The organism is Hymenobacter sp. APR13 (genome assembly GCF_000737515.1).
Taxonomy (GTDB): Bacteria; Bacteroidota; Bacteroidia; order Cytophagales; family Hymenobacteraceae; genus Hymenobacter.
This window is the reverse complement of the sequence record NZ_CP006587.1, coordinates 3,793,410-3,811,378: the sequence shown is the minus strand read 5'-3', so window position 1 is coordinate 3,811,378 and position 17,969 is coordinate 3,793,410. Positions and strand designations below refer to the sequence as shown.

The following is a 17,969-nucleotide window of genomic DNA, read 5'->3' as shown; positions in this document are numbered from 1 at the left end:
AGTCTTTAGTGATTAGACAATAAGCCACTTACGAGCAGCGGGTAGCCAGACGAATTTGGCTGGCTGCCTGCTCAGGTTTTACTGCTTAAAGCGCCCAAATCCCCATTTCTCCTTCTCTTTCCCCAACATGCTTTTTTCCTTTCAAGACCGGCCTGCTGTCCGGTACGGTGCAGTAGCGGCCTGCGGGCTGCTGAGTGTTTTTTCAGTAGCTGCAACAGCCCAGACCAAGCTGGCCGCCACTATCACCCTGGATAAAAAGGAAATTCCGGGCGCGGTGCTGCAGCTGCAGAACGGCAACGTGGCCCTGTTCGTGTCGAAGCCCAAGGAAAGCACTGTGCGGGTGCTGCTGCTGCAGCCCGATGGCAAGGTGAAGTGGGAAAAATCGGTGGCGAAGCTGCAGGGCCTGCAAGTGCTGCGCGACCCGCAGCAGCCAGCGGGGACGTTTAACCGCGCCTGGGTGGAGGAGCTGTACCCCACGCTGGAGCCGCTGGAGGTGTTTGCCCAGGGCAACACGCTCTACGCGGCCGAAGTGGTGGACAAGGACCTGGACCGCCTGGACAAAAAGGACGACATCCACCAGCATGACATTCTGCTGCAGCGCCTGGACTCCACCGGCACCACGCAGCGGATGGTGCTGCCCTACACCAAGATTCCGCAGCATACCACCGTCAAGGGCGTGCTGAGCTACGTGGAGGGCAACGTGTTCTACCAGGTGAGCCGCGAGCAGAACAGCCGGCAGGGCACCGACGAGTACGTGCTCAACTCCTTCGACCTGGCCCGCAACACCACGCAGCGCACCCCGCTCAACCTGGCCCCGCTCAACAACAGCCGCTGGGCACCGAACTTCAAGGAGTTCTGGGCACCGCTTGGCCACCACCAGGGCATCACCTACCTCTACCGCCGCTACAAGTCCAGCGCCGGCACCACGCCCGAGCCCATCATGCAGCAGCAGTACGAGCTGCTGGCCTTCGACAACCTGGGCCGGCAGGTGGCGCCCGCCATGCAGCCCGGCCTGGGCCTCGGCGACTACCGTATCATGGGCAAGCTGCTGCAGCCCGCCGCTTTTTTTCTGGATGCAGAAGCCGGCCAGGTGCTGGTGAGCGGGGCCTACCAGCAGACGGCCAAAAGCCGGCTCATGCAGGACCCCGTCACGGCCGGCTTTTTCCTGGACCGCTTTGCCCCCACCGGCCAGCTGGTGTCGCACCAGCAGGTGGCCTACGCCGATGTGCTGCCGGCGCAGCAGAAAAACCTGGTGAAGCAGCTGGGCGAAAGCGACGGCGCCATGGTGTTTCAGGACCTGGTGAGCCGCCAGTTCGTGGCCGATGTGGCCCTCAAGGACAGCCACGCGCTGCTGTACTTCAGCCCCGAGCTGGCGTTTGAGAAGGTGGTGGTGACGCCGGAAAAAGAGCGCCGCAAAGTCCAGCTGGCCGACGAATACGTGTACCAGCTGGCCCCGACCGTCAAGCACTTTTCCTACAACACCCAGTACATCAGCACGCCGGTGATGGGCGAGATTCTGCCCGCCTACTACTTCCAGACCAGCGCCCCCGCCCACAAGCAGGCCTACATGCTGGTGCTCAAGGCCAAGGACAAGCAGCCGTACCGCCGCTACATCAGCGCGCAGGCGGCCGGCGGGGGCCCTCGCCTGCTGCTGGAAGTAACCGAGCGGCAGGGCGGCGTGATTAAGCTTTACACGCTGCAGTAAGCAGTCAGCTATGAGCGCTCAGACATTGTTCAGTTATATGATTAATAATATCTTATCAATCATATAAACAACTCACGTTGCGGAGCAGCCGCGTAGCCCCAGAGGGGCGGTATGTCGGTGGAAGTATCGCCGTAGCATTGCCGCAAGCCCCAGCGGGGCGACACCCTGACCGCCCGGTTCAGGTGTCGCCCCGCTGGGGCTTTGTTCCGTTTATCGACTGATGTGCTACCAACCTGTCGCCCCTCCGGGGCTACGCGGCAACCCCGCAACTGGGGTTTACATACTCAGCGCTTATGGCTGACTGTTTAGCCGGCCGCCCCCCTTTTGCGCGGTGCCAGCCGGCGCCTACATCTCCCCTTCCACGCCCAGTCCGAACAGGGCGAAGTCGTACTTTACGGGGTCGAGCGGGTCGAAGGTGCGCAGGTGGGCGGTGAGGTCTTCGGCGGCCAGCCAGTCCATCTGCCTGCGTTCCAACAGGCCCAGGCGGCGCGCCACGCGCTCTACGTGCACGTCGCAGGGGCAGACGAGGTCGGCCATGGGCAGGCGGGTCCAGAGGCCGAAGTCCACGCCGTGCGCGTCCTGGCGCACCATCCAGCGCAGGTACATGTTCACGCGCTTGCAGGCCGAACCGCGGGCCGGAGTGGCCACGTGCTTGCGGGTGCGGTGGGGCGCGTCGTCGAGGCTGAAGAACAGATTATGGAAGTTTTCCAGCCGCTCCTTTTGGGTGCGGCCGTGCAAGAAGGCGTCTTCCAGCGTGCTGTGGCGGGTGTAAAACCAGCGCAGCCAGTGCACGAAGTAGAGCAGGTCGGTGTCGCAGAAGGTGCGGTGGCAGAAGCCCAACAGGCGCTTCAGGTCCTCATCCTGATGCTGCAGGATGAACTGGTGGGGCGCGTTGTCCATGCGCTGTAGCAGCTCGGTTACCTTGCTGATGATGGTGGGCCGCCGCCCCCAAGCCAGCAGCGCCGCAAACAGCCCGCTGATTTCCACATCCTGCCGTTGCGTGAAACGGTGCGGAATCTGGATGGGGTCATTGAGGATAAACGCCGGCTGGTTGTAGCGGGCGTAATTCTCATCGAGGATGGTGCGGACCTGAGCGTGGTTCATGGAGGAGGAAGGTGTGGCACCAAAGAAGAACGTCATGCTGAGCTTGCCGAAGCATCTCTCCCGCTTCGTCGTAACCATTGAGTTACCCTCGGTAGAGATGCTTCGGCAAGCTCAGCATGACGTGCTGGTATTATTGACTGCGTTTCTCTTACCGCTTACGGCACGTAGCTGGTTTCCACGCGGAAGCGGGCGTCGGGGGTGGCCAGGCGCTGCACGGCGCGGGGCGAGAGGCGCACCAGGATGTTGCTGTTTTCGCCGGTATCCGGCAGCTTGCCGATAACGCGCACGTACACCGACTGCCCGTTCATGATGTTGCGCACCTGCATGATGGTGCCCACTTCGGCCGTTTTGTGCAGGGCCAGGTACTTGTCGGTGGTGCTGTTGGGGATGCTGGTGGCCAGGCCGCTTTCCGTCACGCGGCGCACGATTTCGCTGGCCCGGGTGGGGGCGCGCTCCTCGGGCTTCTCGCGGGTGGTGGTGGGCGCAGCAGTGGAAGTGGCTGAGTCGGCGGGGCGCGGCGCGGCGGTTTCCGGGCGCGGAGCCGGGGCCGCGGGGGGCGTTTCGCGGACGGGAGCAGTAGCCACGGCCGGCTCACGCGTAGCCGGCTCGCGGGTGGCGGGGGCGGCGGGCGTTTCGCGGCGGGCAGGGGCGGCAGTGCCGGCCGCCACGATGAGCGTCTGGCCCTGGCGCACGTTGTAGTTGGGCGCGAAGTTGTTCAGCTCGGCCAGCGCCTGGGGCGTGGTGTTGAACTTGCGGGCAATGGCAAACAGGGTCTGGCCGGCCTCCACTTTGTACACGCGGTTGCCGCGGCTGTCGGTAGGCAGGCTGCGGGTAGCAGCGGCGGGGGCGGCGGGGCGTGGGTTGTCGGAGGCGTTCATCACCACGCGCTGGCGCGGCACCAGCACAATCTGACCAGTGGTAAGGGCACCTTTCTGGCCGTTGTTGGCTTCCACAATCTGCTCGACGGGTACGCGGTAGCGGCGGGCCAGGCCGTAGAGGGTTTCGCCGGGCGCTACGCGGTGCCGGATAAGCATTTTGCCACTCCGGTATTCCACCCCTATGGAATCGGGCAGGGCCACCAGGCCGGTGGCGGAAGCAGTGAACCCAGAGAAAACCAGCGCGGCGGACAGCAACGAGAATCGGAACATAGAAACAACAAGCAAAAGCAGCTACGGCCGGTAAACGGCAAAAAGCCGGGGCCGTGCATAAATTCTGCCGAAAGTTAGGCATTCGGGCGCAGTAGCCGAGCTTTGCGGTACCAGTGCCGCATTTTATTGTTTGTTTTGAAGATGGAAGCGCCAGGATTCGGCTTTGAGCGTAGTTGCTGACTGCCGCCATGAGGCCTGCCCGCAACCCGCAAAGCCGACGCTGCGCGCTGCCACCTGCCGTTGCCTGACGCGCAACGATATTTGTTCCTGTTCCACGATACGCGAAGCAAAGGCTTCGCGCTACACCTACTCGCCTAATGCTTGCCATCGGTATCATTCCCGCCCGTTTTGCTTCCACCCGCCTGCCCGGCAAGCCTCTCGTTGACCTGGGCGGCCAGACCATGATTGAGCGGGTGGTGCGCCGGGCCCAGCAGTCCAGCCTGAGCCGGGTGGTGGTAGCCACCGACGACCAGCGCATCTTGGAGCACGTGCGCGGCTTTGGTGGCGAGGCGGTGCTGACTCACCCCGACCACCCTAGCGGTACCGACCGGGTGCGCGACGCCTACGAGCAGCTGGGCGTGCAGGCCGACTGCATCGTCAATATCCAGGGCGACGAGCCCTTCATCCACCCCAGCCAGATCGACGCGCTGGTGCAGCTGTTTGCCGCGCCCGCGCCGCCGCAATTGGCTACACTGGTGAAGCCCGTAATCAGCGAGGAAGAGCTGTTCAGCCCCCACCTGCCCAAAGTGGTGCTCAATGCCCAAGGCGAGGCCCTGTATTTCAGCCGCCACCCCCTGCCCTACCAGCGCCAGCATCCGCAGGCCGAGTGGCTGGCGCACCACCGCTACCTGCGCCACATCGGCCTCTACGCCTACCGCCCCGACGTGCTCCGCGAAATCACGCAGCTGCCGCCCTCGCCGCTGGAGCTGGCCGAGAGCTTGGAGCAGCTGCGGTGGCTGGAAGCCGGCTACCGCATCCAGACCGCCGAAACCACCTTGGAAACCATCGGCATCGACACGCCGGAAGATGTGGAGCGGGCGTTGCGGTACCTGACGGAAGCCAACGGCTAGTACCCTCGCCGCGGCTGCTCCCGGGGCATAGCCCACTCAGGAACCTAAGACGCTGGTGGCGCCAGCCGCATGGCCTTGGCCAGGCGCATGAACTGCTCCAGCCGTACTTCCGGCTGCTCGTAGGCGCGCCCGTCGAATACCAGTATCCCGGTGGGCGTGCTCAGCAGCAGCACCAGCGCCCGGCCTTCTTTGCCCGCGTAGTTGAAGGTTATGACGTTTTCGTAGGCGTAGTGGCCGTTGATGGTGTTGTGGGTTTCCTGCACGTTCTCCACGCTGGCCACCGTACGGTATTCCCGGATGATGGACACGGCTATATCCTGAACCGTAGTGCGTTCGGCAATGGGCGGCAGCGTGCATACCCGAAACAGCGTGGCATGCGCCGTATCACCATCGGCCCCGATACGCCCCTGCGGCACATATACTGTCCAGCGCCCCATCTGGGGAGTGAGCTGCCGAAAATCGGTATCCAGCATATTTGCCTGAAAGCCCGAAACCTCCTGTTCCTGCACTTTCACGGCTGGGTCGTAGTGCGCCGTGAGCAGTATTTGCTGGCACGTGGTAGCCGCGCCGGGCATGAACTTAGGATACACGCCGACAAGCAGCGTAACCCGGCTACTGTCGCCAAAAGCCAGCAGCGCCGCCGTCAGGCCGGGCCCGCGGCGGTAAGGCTGCGTCAGGAACACGGCCGGGCGGCCGTTGTAGGTGAGGTGGCGCAGGGCGGTGGCGGGGATGTCAGGCTGGCCGGCCAGCTCTTTCTGCAGCTGCTCCAGGTAAGCGGCAAACTTCACCCCGGGGAACTCCACCACCTGCACAAACTGCAGCGGATTGAGGCGCAGCAGATGTTCCTGCGGGTTGAGCTCGTACTCGGCAGGGGCGGCCAACAGCATGTGCGTACCAGGTATACGCTGGTGCTGCGGCGTGGCCTTGGTGGTGATGGTAGCCGGAATTTCTTCGGGGGTGAAGCGGCAACTTCCGCACAATAGTAGCGCCACCCACAACAGGGCCGCTGCAACGCGCTTGGCGTTCATAACAATCACTAAATAAAGGGTAGGCCGGCCTGCCGGAATTGCGGTAAAGCTACACTTCTACCTTCATACGGCAACGGAAAAGTGCTGCTTTGTCGGGCCGCTCCTGGCGGCACCGGCCGGCCGCTTTAGACACCAAAAGCCCCGGCGGAGCAGCCGCCCACTCGCGTGGTAGGCCGCCCCGCCGGGGCTTTTGCTGGCAGTCAGCTTACTTGCCGGCTTCCACCACGCTGATGGCGTAGCCGCCGCCCGGCGCGCAGTACTGCGTGAGCTTGGATTTGCGCGTCACGTTGAGCTTGCGGATGGTGTAGGCTTTGGGGTTTTTCTCGTAGTGGGCGTCCTTGGCATCGGCGTAGATGGTGGCCACGTATTTCTTGCCGGCATCCAAGAAGCTCAGGTCGATTTTGGAGGTGCGGCCCTGCTCGTCGCAGGTGCTGCCGATAAACCAGCTGCTTTTGCCCTTGGCCTTGCGGGCGTAGGTGATGTAGTCGCCGGGCTCGGCTTCCAGCACTTTGGTATCATCCCAGTCCACGGCCACATCCTTGATGAACTGGAAGGCGTCGAGGTGCTGGTTGTAGTGCTCGGGCAGGTCGGCGGCCATTTGCAGCGGGCTGTACATGGTCACGTACAGGGCCAGCTGGCGGGCCAGGGTGCTGTGCACAAACGACGTGTTGCTGGGGTTGAACGAGCTGATTTTCGTCTCGAAGATGCCCGGCGTGTAGTCCATCGGGCCGCCGATGAGGCGGGTGAAGGGCAGAATGGTGGTGTGGTCGGCATTGTTGCCCCCAAACGACTCGTACTCGGTGCCGCGGGCGGCCTCGTTGCCGATGAGGTTGGGGAAGGTGCGCGCCAGGCCGGTGGGGCGCACGGCCTCGTGGCCGTTCACCATGATTTTGTGCTTGGCGGCCTGCTCCAGCACGTACTGGTAGTGGTTGATCAGCCACTGGCTGTAGTGATGCTCGCCCAGGGGCAGCACGTCGCCTACGTAGCCGGTTTTCACGGCGTTGTAGCCGTTGTCGTTCATGAACTGGAAGGCCTGCTCCAGGTGCCGCTCGTAGTTGCGCACCGAGCCCGAGGTTTCGTGGTGCATCATCATCTTCACGCCCTTGCTTTCGGCGTAGCGGTGCAGCTCCTGCACGTCGAAATCCGGGTACGGCGTCACGAAGTCGAACACGTAGTCTTTGTGCTTGCCGAACCAGTCTTCCCAGCCCGTGTTCCAGCCTTCCACCAGCACGGCATCAAACCCGTGCTTGGCGGCGAAGTCGATGTACTCCTTCACGTGGGCGGTGTTGGCGCCGTGGGTGCCGTTGGGCTTCACGGTTTTGTAGTCGATGGAGTCGAGCTTGATGTTTTCCTGGTTGGTGTACGACCACGTGCTTTTGCCCGTAATCATCTCCCACCACACGCCCACGTACTTCACGGGCTTGATCCAGGACACGTCCTGGAACTTGGTGGGCTCATTGAGGTTGAGCACCAGCTTGGACTGCAGGATGTCGGCCGCTTTGTCGCTGACAATCACCGTGCGCCACGGCGACTGGCAAGGCGTCTGCAGGTAGCCCTTGTTGCCCAGCGCGTCGGGCGTCAGGTGCGACTCCAATACAAACGTTTTGTCGTCGAGCTCCAGGTGCATGGCCGAGTAGTCGATCAGGCTGGCTTCGTGGATGTTCACGTAGAGGCCGTCGGGGCGTTTGAGCATGAGCGGCGTCTGCAGGCCGGTGGGCGAAAACGTGGTCTGGGAAGCGTTGGGCGTGACAGCCCCCTTCATCAGCCCGCGCACCTGCGAGAGGTTGGAGGTGACGGTGCTGTACTCCTGGGTGTCGTAGTCGCCGGGCAGCCAGAAGGCTTTGTGGTCGCCGTTGAGGGCAAACTGGGTTTTCTCTTCCTTCACCACGAAGTAGGCCAGTTCGGGCTGGCGCGGAAACTCGTAGCGGAAGCCTAAGCCATCATCAAACAGCCGGAACCGCACGCGCATTTCGCGCTTGGTGGCGGGCTGGGTGAGCGTCACGGCCAGCTCGTTGTAGTGGTTGCGGATGGTTTTCACCTCGCCCCACACCGGGTTCCAGCTTTCATCCACCGAGCGGCGGGTGGCGGCGGTTTGGGTGAAGCCGCTGGTAAGGGCCACCGCGTTTTGCAGCTCCAGGCCCAGCTTGCTGGTGTTGAGCACCGGCCGGCCCTTGTAGCTGAGCGAGTAGGTGGGCACGCCATCGGCCTGTACGTTCACGCTCAGCGTCAGCTGCTTGTTCGGCGACTGGAGGTCTTCGGCCTGGGCCGTGGCGCCCCACGCTAGCAGCGCCAGCAGCAGGCCCCGGCGAGCGGCGGGCAGGAAGGGAATACGAGGTAGGTTCATGCAGAGGAGGAGATAATACGCGTGGGGTTGGCCCACTGGGCCAAGGGTCGAGGAATGAGGGGTGCAAGTTGCGTTGCTCCGTGGGGTTATGCTAGCGTTGTGTTGCCCGGTTTACCTGCGGTATTGATTTTTGGCGCACCCGACGGCTGGCTGTAGCGCGAACTTTGTAGTTCGCGCCCCCACATCATTCAAACGATTCTATCGGTGCGGGGACGCGAACTACAAAGTTCGCGCTACTGTGCGCTACGGCCCGGAACGATTTTTCCGGCTTCACACGGCCTTCATGAAGACGGCGGTTGCTTTGTGTCATTCAAATCAGGATGGCACGCAACGCGCATATGAAAACAAGGTTTTTGCTGACGCTCATGGGCGTGGGCGTACTGTACGGCGGCACCAGCTGCTCCAAGGAACACAAGGAGAAAGAGGAGAAAATCAAGTTCCTCGTCACCAGCCCGCTCCAGAAAGACACGACCATCACCAAGGAGTACGTGTCGCAGATTCATGCGTACCAGCACATTGAGGTGCGGGCGTTGGAAAAGGGCTACCTCCAGAAGATCTACGTGGACGAAGGCCAGCGCGTGCAGCAGGGGCAGCTCATGTTCCAGATCATGCCCATGGTGTACAAGGCCGAGCTGCAGAAGTCGAAGGCCGAGGCCAACTACGTGAGCCTAGAGTACCAGAACACCAAGAAGCTGGCCGACAAGAACATCGTATCGGGCAGTGAGCTGGCCCTGGCCCAGGCCAAGCTCGACAAGGCCAACGCCGAAGTCGGGCTGGCCAAAACCCACCTCGATTTCACCACCATCCGGGCCCCGTTCAGCGGCATGATGGACCACTTCCAGGCCCGGCTGGGTAGCCTCGTGGACGAGGGCGACCTGCTGACCACCCTCTCCGACAACAGCAAGATGTGGGTGTATTTCAACGTGCCCGAGGCCGAGTACCTGGCCTACAAAGCCCACGCCCGCACCGAAGCCGAAACCAAGGTGAAGCTGCGCATGGCCGACAACGAGGAGTTCAAGTACCCCGGCGTGGTACAAACCATCGAGGCCGACTTCAACAACGAAACCGGCAACATTGCCTTCCGGGCCACCTTCCCCAACCCCGACGGCCTGCTGCGCAACGGCGAAACCGGCTCGGTCCTGATGACCGTACCGCTCAAAAACGCCGTCATCATTCCGCAGAAAGCCACCTTTGAGGTGCTGGAGAAGAAGTTTGTGTACGTGGTGGATGCCAAGAACAAGGTGCACCAGACCGAGGTAACCGTGGCCTCCGAAATGCCCGACCTCTACATCATCTCGGCCGGCCTGAAAGCCACCGACAAAATCATGCTCGAAGGCATCCGCAAGGTGAAGGAAGGCGACAAAATCCGCTTCACCTACGCGGAGCCGAAGTCGGTGATTTCGCACCTGAAAGTGTATTCAGAATAATAGCGGGCATTTCTCAGAAGAAGAACGTCATGCTGAGCGAAGGCGCAGCCGCAGTCGAAGCATCTCGCGTGCAGTCGTTGCGCTACTAATCCAACGAAGCAGGCGAGATGCTTCGACAAGCTCAGCATGACGGCCTTCTAACAGCAACGAACAGTAACTATCATGTTCAGTAAATTCATTCGCCGACCCGTGTTTGCCATCGTTATTTCGGTGGTCATCATGTTCCTGGGCATTCTGGCAATCAATACGTTGCCCACGTCCCAGTTTCCCGAGATTTCGCCGCCGATGGTGATGGTGAGCACGGCCTATCCCGGCGCCAGCGCCAAGGTGCTCACCGAATCGGTGCTGATTCCGCTGGAGCAGGCCATCAACGGCGTGCCCGGCATGAAGTACATGACCTCCGACGCCGTATCGGCCGGCGAGGCCAACATCCAGATTGTGTTCAACCTGGGCACCGACCCCGAGCAGGCCGTGGTGAACGTGAACACCCGCATTGCGCAGGTGCTCAACCGCCTGCCGGTGCTGGTGCAGCGCGAGGGTGTGGTGGTGAACCGCGTGGTGCCCAACATGCTGATGTACGTCAACCTCTACAGCAAAGACAAGAATACCGACATGCGGTACCTCTTCAACTTTGCCGGGGTGAACATGCTGCCCGAAATCCAGCGCATTGATGGCGTGGGCCGGGCCAGCATCTTGGGCAGCCGCCAGTACGCCATGCGCGTGTGGCTGAAGCCGGACCGCATGCGGGCCTACAACCTGTCAGTCGACGACGTGATGGAAGCCCTCAACGACCAGAGCGTGATTGGCTCGCCGGGTCGTATTGGCCGCTCGGATGGCAAGGAGGCCTCGGCGCTGGAGTACGTGCTCACCTACAAGGGCCGCTTCAACGACGTGGAGGAGTACAAGAACGTCATCATTAAGGCCAACGCCAACGGCGAAACGCTGCGCCTCAAGGACGTGGCCAACGTGGAGCTGGGCTCGGAATTCTACGACATCTACTCCAACCTCGACGGCTACCCCTCGGCGGCCATCATGCTCAAGCAGACCTACGGCTCCAACGCCCTCGACGTCATCAAGAGCGTGAAAACCAAGCTGGAAGAGCTGAAGAAAACCATGCCCCCCGGCATGGACTACAAGATCAGCTACGATGTGTCGAACTTCCTCGACGCCTCCACCGAAAACGTGATTCACACCCTGCGCGACGCCTTTATTCTGGTGGCCCTGGTGGTGTTCCTGTTCCTGGGCGACTGGCGCAGCACGCTGATTCCGATTATTGCCGTGCCGGTGTCGTTGGTGGGCGCGTTCATGGCCATGCAGGCGTTTGGGCTCACCATCAACATGATAACGCTGTTTGCGTTGGTGCTGGCCATCGGGATTGTGGTCGATGACGCCATTGTGGTAGTGGAAGCCGTGCACGCCAAGATGGAGGAAAAGCACCTCTCGCCCTACGGCGCGGTGCGCGAGGTGATTGGCGAAATCAGCGGGGCTATTATTGCCATTACCATCCTGATGACGGCGGTATTCGTGCCGGTAGCCTTCATGAGCGGGCCGGTGGGCATTTTCTACCGTCAGTTCTCGATTACCATGGCCGCCAGCATCGTCATTTCGGGCATCGTGGCCCTGACGCTGACGCCGGTACTCTGCGCCATGATTCTGAAGAACAACCACGGCCAGCCCCGCAAGAAAACGCCCATCAACCGGTTTATCGACTGGTTTAACCGCGGCTTCGAGCGCCTGACCGGCCGCTACACCAACCTGCTGGAAAAGGTGGTGGACCGCCGCTTGCTCACCTTCCTGATTCTGATTGCGTTTGGGGCGGGCATCTTCGGCATCTCCACTACCCTGCCCTCGGGCTTCATTCCGGCCGAAGACCAGGGCATGATTTACGCCGTGCTCCAGACGCCGCCCGGCTCTACTCTGGAACGCACCAACGACCTCTCGCAGCGCCTGCAGCAGCTGGCTGAAAAAGTGCCCGGCATCGAAAGCATTTCCACGCTGGCCGGCTACGAGATTCTGACCGAAGGCCGCGGCTCCAACGCCGGCACCTGCATCATCAGCCTCAAGCCCTGGAACGAGCGCAAGGAATCGGTGCACGACGTGATTATGGCCCTCGAAGAGAAAGCCAAGGAAATTCCCGGCGCGACCATCGAGTTCTTCGAGCCACCAGCAGTACCGGGCTACGGCGCGGCCGGCGGCTTCCAGCTGCAGCTGCTCGATAAAACGGCCACCGGCGACTACAAGGCCCTGGAAAAAGTGAACGAGGAGTTCATGACCGAGCTGAAAAAGCGCAAGGAGCTCAGCGGCCTGTTCACCTTCTTCTCAGCCAACTATCCGCAGTACGAGCTGCAGATTGACAACCAGCTGGCCATGCAGAAGGGCGTGAGCATCGGCAACGCCATGAACACGCTGAGCATCATGGTGGGCTCGACGTACGAGCTGGGCTTCATCAAGTACCAGCGCTTCTTCAAGGTGTTCGTGCAGGCTTCGCCCGAGTACCGCCGCCTGCCCAAGGACATTCTGGACATGTGGGTGAAGAACGACAAAGGCGAAATGGTGCCGATGTCGGCCTTTATGAAGATTGTGAAGGGCCAAGGCGCCAACGAAATCAACCGCTACAACATGTACCCCACGGCCTCCATCCGCGGCGACGCGGCCCAGGGCTACAGCTCCGGCGAAGCCATCAAGGCAGTGCAGGAAGTGGCCGCCAAAACCCTGCCCCGCGGCTATGACATCGACTGGGGCGGCCTCTCAAAAGACGAAGTGGGCCGCGGCAACGAGGCCATCTACATCTTCCTGGTCGTGATTGTGTTCGTGTACCTGGTGCTGGCCGCGCAATACGAGAGCTTCCTGCTGCCGCTGTCCGTGATTCTGAGCTTGCCGGCCGGGATTTTCGGCTCCTTCCTGCTCATCAAAACCATGGGCTTGGCCAACAACATCTACGCCCAGGTGGGCCTCGTGATGCTGGTGGGCCTATTGGGCAAGAACGCCGTGCTGATTGTGGAGTTTGCGGTGCAGAAGCACGAGGAAGGCATGACGGTGCGCGAAGCGGCCATTGAAGGCGCGAAAGTGCGTTTCCGACCCATTCTGATGACCTCCTTCGCCTTCATTGCCGGCCTGATTCCGCTGGTTATTGCCCACGGCGCGGGCGCCATCGGCAACCGCACCATTGGTACGGCGGCGTTGGGCGGCATGCTGTTCGGCACCGTGTTCGGGGTGATTATCGTGCCTGGCCTGTACTACATTTTTGGTACGCTGTCCGCCGGCCGCAAGCTGATTCAGGATGAGAACGAAAACCCGCTGTCGGAGTTTGAGCCGCACGTATTAGGCTGTGTCTGAAAAGGGGTGTTATGTATCTTAGGGTATGGCAGCACGGTATGAGTTAACAGATGCCCAATGGGCCGCGGTGGAAAGCGAATTGCCCCCACAACGTCTGGGGCGCCCCCGGCGCGATGACCGCCAGCAATGGAATGCCTTACTCTGGATCCTATGCACCGGAGCGCCCTGGCGGGATTTACCAGCACGCTACGGCCCCTGGCAAACGGCGTACGAACGATTTCGCCGGTGGGCCGCTGATGGCACCTTCGAGCGGGTGTTGCACCGCTTACGCCTGCGCCTGGATGCGGCCGGCTTGTTAGACCTGGACACGTGGCTGGTGGATTCGACCACGGTGCGGGCCACCAAAAGTGCGGCGGGCGGCACGAAAAAAAAGCCCAGTGCCTCGGGCGCAGCCGCGGCGGGCTGACCAGCAAGCTGCATGTAGTCTGTGATGGCGCGGGTACGCCGCTGGCCCTGCATCTGTCGGCCGGCCAGCGGCATGATGGGCCCCAGTTTGAACCGCTTTGTGAACAGGTGCGGGTGCGTCGACGCCCACGTCAACTCCTGGCCGACCGCGGCTACGACGCGGTCCACATTCGCCACTGGCTCCGTCGTCGTCGCATCCGGGCCGTCATTCCACGTCGGCAACCAGCCGCAGGCCGTCGCTGTCGGCGGCGAGGACGGCCACCCCGAATCGAGCCAACTCGCTATGCGCGGCGCAATGTGGTGGAACGCTTCTTTGGCTCGCTCAAAGAACATCGCCGCGTGGCCACGCGCTATGAGAAACACGACGCCCATTTCCTCAGCATGGCCTCGCTGGCCTGTATCCGCCGTATTTTGCAGCATCACTTTTCAGACACAGCCTAGTTGATGAAGAAATTCCGAGCCACAGTCATGCTTAAGAAACGCATTTATCAGGGGCTGAGCGCCGCGGTGCTGGCCTTGTCGGTGGGCGCGTGCAAAATGCCCGAGCTGGCCACCAAGGCCGCCGGCCGGCCGGTACCCGCCACCTACGCCACCTCCACCCCGGATAGCACCAACACCGCCCGCAACCAGTGGCGGCAGTTCTTCACCGACCCCAACCTGGTGGGCCTCATCGATACGGCCCTGCAGCGTAACCAGGAGTTGAATATCTCGCTGCAGGAAATCCAGATTGCCCGCAACGAGGTCCAGATCCGCAAGGGCGAGTACCTGCCCTTCGTGGGTTTGGGCGCCAAGGCCGAAACGGCGCGGGCCAGCAAAAACACGCTGCAGGGCGCCACCGAGGAATCCATCAACATCCAGCCCGAGCACCGCAACCCCGACCCACTGCAGAACTACCAGATCGGGGCGTTTGCCAGCTGGGAACTGGACATCTGGCACAAGCTGCGCAACGCCCGCAAGTCGGCCGCGCTGCGCTACCTGGCCACGGTGGAAGGCCGCAACTTCACGGTCACGAACCTGATCGGCGAAATTGCCACCTCCTACTACGAGCTGCTGGCCCTGGACAACCAGCTGGCCATCGTGCGCCAGAACATCGAGCTGCAGACCAACGCCCTGGAGCTGGTGAAGCTGCAGAAGGAGTCAGCCCGCACCACCGAGCTGGCCGTGCAGCGCTTCGAGGCCCAGCTGCACAACACCCGCAGCCTGCAGTACGGCATTCAACAGCGCATCACGGAAACCGAGAACCGCCTCAACTTCCTGGCCGGCCGCTACCCCCAGCCCATTGCCCGCAACTCGGCGGCGTTCAATGAGCTGCTGCCCGCCCCGGTGCAGGCTGGCGTGCCGGCCCAGCTGCTGCAAAACCGCCCCGATATCCGGCAGGCCGAACAGCAGCTGGCCGCCGCCAGGCTGGACATCCAGATTGCGCGGGCCAACTTCTACCCGGCGCTGCGCATCACGGGCGGGGCTGGTTTCGGGGCCTTCAAGCCCGGGCTGCTGTTCACCACCCCCGAGAGTATGCTGTACTCCCTGGCCGGTGATTTGGTGGCCCCGCTGGTGAACCGCAACGGCATCAAGGCCCTGTACGGCAACGCCAACGCCGTGCAGATTCAGGCCGCCTACAACTACGAGCGGACCATCCTGAACGCCTACGTGGAAGTAGCCAACCAGCTGGCCAGCATCAACAACCTGCAGCAGAGCTACAACGAAAAGGCCAAGGCCGTGCTGGCTCTCAATCAGTCCACCAGCATTTCCAACAGCCTGTTCCGCTCCGCCCGCGCCGACTACACGGAAGTCCTCTTCACCCAGCGCGACGCCTTGGAATCCAAGTTCGACCTGATCGAAACCAAGATGCAGCAGCTCAACGCCTCCGTAAACGTGTACCGCGCCCTAGGCGGCGGCTGGAAGTAAGAACGTCCCGGTCCGGCGGCTCTTTCAAGCCGTCGGGCCGGTCGCCGTCAGAACGAGTAGAGACGCGACACTTCGCGTCTCCTCGTTGCTGATGTTGTTTATTGGGTGCGGTTCCGGTCGTTCAACGACGAGACGCGAAGTGTCGCGTCTCTACACCGCCACCTGCTCTTGCCACCCCGACAGCACACGTTGTCACGCTGCCACCGGACGTTGCCATGTCGTCACAACGCGTTGCCACCTCACCACCATGCGTTGTCACCTGGTCACGAAGCGTTGCCACCTCGTCACGGACCGTTGTCACCCAGCCGTAGCTTATTGACGCCTTGTCAATACGACTTGTCACTACGCCAGCCCTCATTGCCACCCCGGCAATGGGGGCTGTCACGTTAGCAACGGTCGTTGACGCGCCACCAGGGTTCGTTGCCGCGCCGGCTACCCACCCGCCTTCTTGGCCTTATAGCCTTTTTCCAGCAGCACGGCCATCACCTTGTCGCGGAAGTCGCCCTGGATGATGATTTCGCCGTCTTTGGCGTTGCCGCCCACGGCGCACTTGGTTTTGAGCAGCTTGCCCAGCGTCTGCAGGTCGGCATCCTGGCCCACAAAGCCGGTGATGAGCGTGACCTGCTTGCCACCGCGCGCTTTTTTATCGAGTTGCACGCGCAAATTCTGCTGCTGCGGGGGCAGCGTGACGGCGGCGGGCTCGTTGGTATCCTGGTATTCGAAATCGGGGTTGGTGGAGTACACCACGCCTTCCCGGCGGTTCTTATCGGCTTTCATGGCCGAAATGTAGTGCAATCAGTGCGTACAAGCCAATGCCGGCGGCAGCGACCAAGCTGATTGCTGCCCCAACAACTCATTCCCAAAAGCATAGCATAACTCATTTATAATTGCATCTTTAAGTATAGTTTACTTCCAGCTGCTGCTACTAACTATGCGTTGCCCGATGGTACCGGGCCGGCGGACGCCGCTCCGGCCGGCTCGACTATTTCGCACTGTTAAGCTTGGCCGCCCCATTCCTGCGGTGCTGCCACCGCGCCGGGCTGCACCCTCCGGCCTGGGGGGGCAGCAGCCGGCCGCTGCGGGCGTGCTACTTAGGGTGTTGGCCATCGATGCGTCTGAGGCCACGAATGGCTCTATTTTGTTTGGGTGCCTACTGGCCTTACTGGCCGTGCGGTGGCTGCGGCGCTTCCTCGACCTGCCCACCCGCATGCCTCGCCTCAGCTATTTGCTGGGCCGGATCTGGGTGCCGGGAGTGGCGCTGTTTGCGCTGTGCTTCCTGGCAGGCTGGAAGGCCGACCTCGGTGATGAGCTGTACTATCTGTTCGTGTACGTAGTTGGGGCGGCCGTGCTGGTACGCGCCCGCGACTACCGACCCGCCCGCACCCTGCTGCTGGCCCTGGCCCCGCTGGCGCTGCACGCCGCGGCCGAGCTGCTTACATTGCTCATCGGGAGCCTGTCCGGCACCTTCGGCAGCGTGCTGGAAACGGCGCAGGGCTTCGCCGTTATCTGGTTTATTACCTTCGTGGTGCTGGCCAAAAACCAGAAAAAACGCCTAGAAGCCGAGCGGCTGCAGCACGAGGAAGAAGAAAAAGCGCGCTGCCAGATGGAAGCCCAAAACGCCGAGCTGGAGCGGCTGGTGGCCGAGCGCACCGCTACGCTGCAGCAGCAGACCGAGGAGCTGCAGCAGGCCCTCACCGAGCTCAAAAACACCCAGGCCCAGCTGATTCAGAGCGAGAAAATGGCCTCACTGGGCGAGCTGACGGCCGGCATTGCCCACGAAATCCAGAACCCGCTCAACTTCGTCACCAACTTTGCCGATGTCAGTGCCGAGCTGGTGCAGGAGCTGGAGGCCGAGCAGCGCAGCCCCATCCGCAACCCCGAGCTGGAGCCCCTGCTGCTGCAGGATCTGCGCCAGAATCTGGAGAAAATCAACCACCACGGCCACCGGGCCGCCAGCATCGTGCGGGGCATGCTGGAACACTCCCGCGCCCAAAGCACCGAGCGCCAGCCCATCGACCTCAATACCCTGGCCGACGAATACCTGCGCTTGGCCTACCACGGCCTGCGCGCCAAAGACAAAACTTTCAACGCCTCCCTCCTGACCGAGCTGGACCCCGCCATCGGGCCGGTGGAGGCCGTGGGCCAGGACCTGGGCCGGGTGCTGCTCAACCTGTTCACCAACGCCTTCTACGCCGTGCAGAAGCGCCAGCTGCGGCAGCCCGTGGGCTTCGAGCCTACCGTGCGCGTGTGCACCCGGCGCCTGCCCACCGGCGACGTGCAAATCTGCGTGCACGACAACGGCGACGGAATCCCGGAGGCCGTGCGCCAGAAGGTTTTCCAGCCGTTTTTCACCACCAAGCCCACCGGCGAAGGCACCGGCCTGGGCCTCTCGCTCAGCTACGACATCATCACCAACGGCCACAACGGCACCCTCACATTTGACACCGAGGAAGGCCAGGGCACCGAGTTTGTGGTGACGCTACCAGGCGCCGCCTGA

General features: G+C 62.2%; 11 protein-coding genes and 1 pseudogene. 7 read left to right on the top strand and 5 right to left on the bottom strand.

Going from position 1 to position 17,969, the window contains the following annotated elements; translation table 11 throughout:
- The first annotated feature begins 127 nt into the window (after positions 1-127).
- Positions 128-1,705, top strand: coding sequence for a hypothetical protein (locus N008_RS15850; RefSeq protein ID WP_044017403.1), 1,578 nt, complete (start codon positions 128-130; stop codon positions 1,703-1,705).
- 345 nt (positions 1,706-2,050) lie between these two features.
- On the opposite strand, the gene N008_RS15845 is transcribed toward N008_RS15850, so the two are convergent.
- The gene (locus tag N008_RS15845; protein ID WP_231569728.1) at positions 2,051-2,845 is read right to left on the bottom strand and encodes a TIGR02757 family protein; all 795 of its coding nucleotides are present in this window, start codon (positions 2,843-2,845) and stop codon (positions 2,051-2,053) included.
- 119 nt (positions 2,846-2,964) lie between these two features.
- Positions 2,965-3,957, bottom strand: coding sequence for a LysM peptidoglycan-binding domain-containing protein (locus tag N008_RS15840; RefSeq protein ID WP_052381627.1), 993 nt, complete (start codon positions 3,955-3,957; stop codon positions 2,965-2,967).
- A gap of 317 nt (positions 3,958-4,274) precedes the next feature.
- Here N008_RS15840 and kdsB point away from each other — a divergent pair, with 317 nt between their 5' ends.
- Positions 4,275-5,027 carry a 3-deoxy-manno-octulosonate cytidylyltransferase gene (kdsB, locus tag N008_RS15835; protein ID WP_044017399.1) on the top strand — a complete coding sequence of 251 codons (753 nt, stop codon included), beginning with the start codon at positions 4,275-4,277 and terminating at the stop codon, positions 5,025-5,027.
- A 44-nt stretch (positions 5,028-5,071) separates the two neighbouring features.
- Here kdsB and N008_RS15830 read toward each other — a convergent pair whose 3' ends face one another.
- Both N008_RS15830 and N008_RS15825 read right to left on the bottom strand, forming a co-directional pair.
- On the bottom strand, positions 5,072-6,055 hold the full coding sequence (locus N008_RS15830; protein ID WP_044017397.1) for a hypothetical protein: 984 nt from the start codon (positions 6,053-6,055) through the stop codon (positions 5,072-5,074).
- 205 nt (positions 6,056-6,260) lie between these two features.
- Positions 6,261-8,399 (bottom strand): glycoside hydrolase family 97 protein, encoded by a 2,139-nt coding sequence (locus N008_RS15825; protein ID WP_052381626.1) that lies wholly within the window; start codon positions 8,397-8,399, stop codon positions 6,261-6,263.
- A gap of 338 nt (positions 8,400-8,737) precedes the next feature.
- Between N008_RS15825 and N008_RS15820 the strand changes: the two genes are divergently transcribed.
- The 4 genes and pseudogenes from N008_RS15820 to N008_RS15805 all read left to right on the top strand — a co-directional run bounded on the left by N008_RS15820 (position 8,738) and on the right by N008_RS15805 (position 15,472).
- Complete coding sequence (locus N008_RS15820) at positions 8,738-9,826, top strand: efflux RND transporter periplasmic adaptor subunit (RefSeq protein ID WP_044018938.1); 1,089 nt, start codon at positions 8,738-8,740, stop codon at positions 9,824-9,826.
- A gap of 162 nt (positions 9,827-9,988) precedes the next feature.
- Positions 9,989-13,162, top strand: coding sequence for an efflux RND transporter permease subunit (locus N008_RS15815; RefSeq protein ID WP_044017395.1), 3,174 nt, complete (start codon positions 9,989-9,991; stop codon positions 13,160-13,162).
- Positions 13,163-13,256: 94 nt separating this feature from the next.
- A pseudogene (locus N008_RS22425) lies at positions 13,257-14,008 on the top strand (IS5 family transposase).
- A 27-nt stretch (positions 14,009-14,035) separates the two neighbouring features.
- Positions 14,036-15,472: a TolC family protein gene (locus N008_RS15805; protein ID WP_044018936.1), complete on the top strand. Its 1,437-nt coding sequence runs from the start codon at positions 14,036-14,038 to the stop codon at positions 15,470-15,472.
- Positions 15,473-15,904: 432 nt separating this feature from the next.
- Here the strand turns inward: N008_RS15805 and N008_RS15800 are convergent, their stop codons facing one another.
- On the bottom strand, positions 15,905-16,249 hold the full coding sequence (locus N008_RS15800) for a translation initiation factor (protein WP_044018934.1): 345 nt from the start codon (positions 16,247-16,249) through the stop codon (positions 15,905-15,907).
- Positions 16,250-16,610: 361 nt separating this feature from the next.
- Between N008_RS15800 and N008_RS15795 the strand changes: the two genes are divergently transcribed.
- Positions 16,611-17,969: an ATP-binding protein gene (locus N008_RS15795; protein ID WP_231569727.1), complete on the top strand. Its 1,359-nt coding sequence runs from the start codon at positions 16,611-16,613 to the stop codon at positions 17,967-17,969.

Coding starts and splice junctions, on each gene's coding strand:
- N008_RS15805 (WP_044018936.1), top strand. CDS start 14,036: ATGCTTAAGAAACGCATTTATCAGGGGCTGAGCGCCGCGGTGCTGGCC.
- N008_RS15850 (WP_044017403.1), top strand. CDS start 128: ATGCTTTTTTCCTTTCAAGACCGGCCTGCTGTCCGGTACGGTGCAGTA.
- kdsB (WP_044017399.1), top strand. CDS start 4,275: ATGCTTGCCATCGGTATCATTCCCGCCCGTTTTGCTTCCACCCGCCTG.
- N008_RS15815 (WP_044017395.1), top strand. CDS start 9,989: ATGTTCAGTAAATTCATTCGCCGACCCGTGTTTGCCATCGTTATTTCG.
- N008_RS15825 (WP_052381626.1), bottom strand. CDS start 8,399: ATGAACCTACCTCGTATTCCCTTCCTGCCCGCCGCTCGCCGGGGCCTG.
- N008_RS15830 (WP_044017397.1), bottom strand. CDS start 6,055: ATGAACGCCAAGCGCGTTGCAGCGGCCCTGTTGTGGGTGGCGCTACTA.
- N008_RS15845 (WP_231569728.1), bottom strand. CDS start 2,845: ATGACGTTCTTCTTTGGTGCCACACCTTCCTCCTCCATGAACCACGCT.
- N008_RS15840 (WP_052381627.1), bottom strand. CDS start 3,957: ATGTTCCGATTCTCGTTGCTGTCCGCCGCGCTGGTTTTCTCTGGGTTC.
- N008_RS15820 (WP_044018938.1), top strand. CDS start 8,738: ATGAAAACAAGGTTTTTGCTGACGCTCATGGGCGTGGGCGTACTGTAC.
- N008_RS15800 (WP_044018934.1), bottom strand. CDS start 16,249: ATGAAAGCCGATAAGAACCGCCGGGAAGGCGTGGTGTACTCCACCAAC.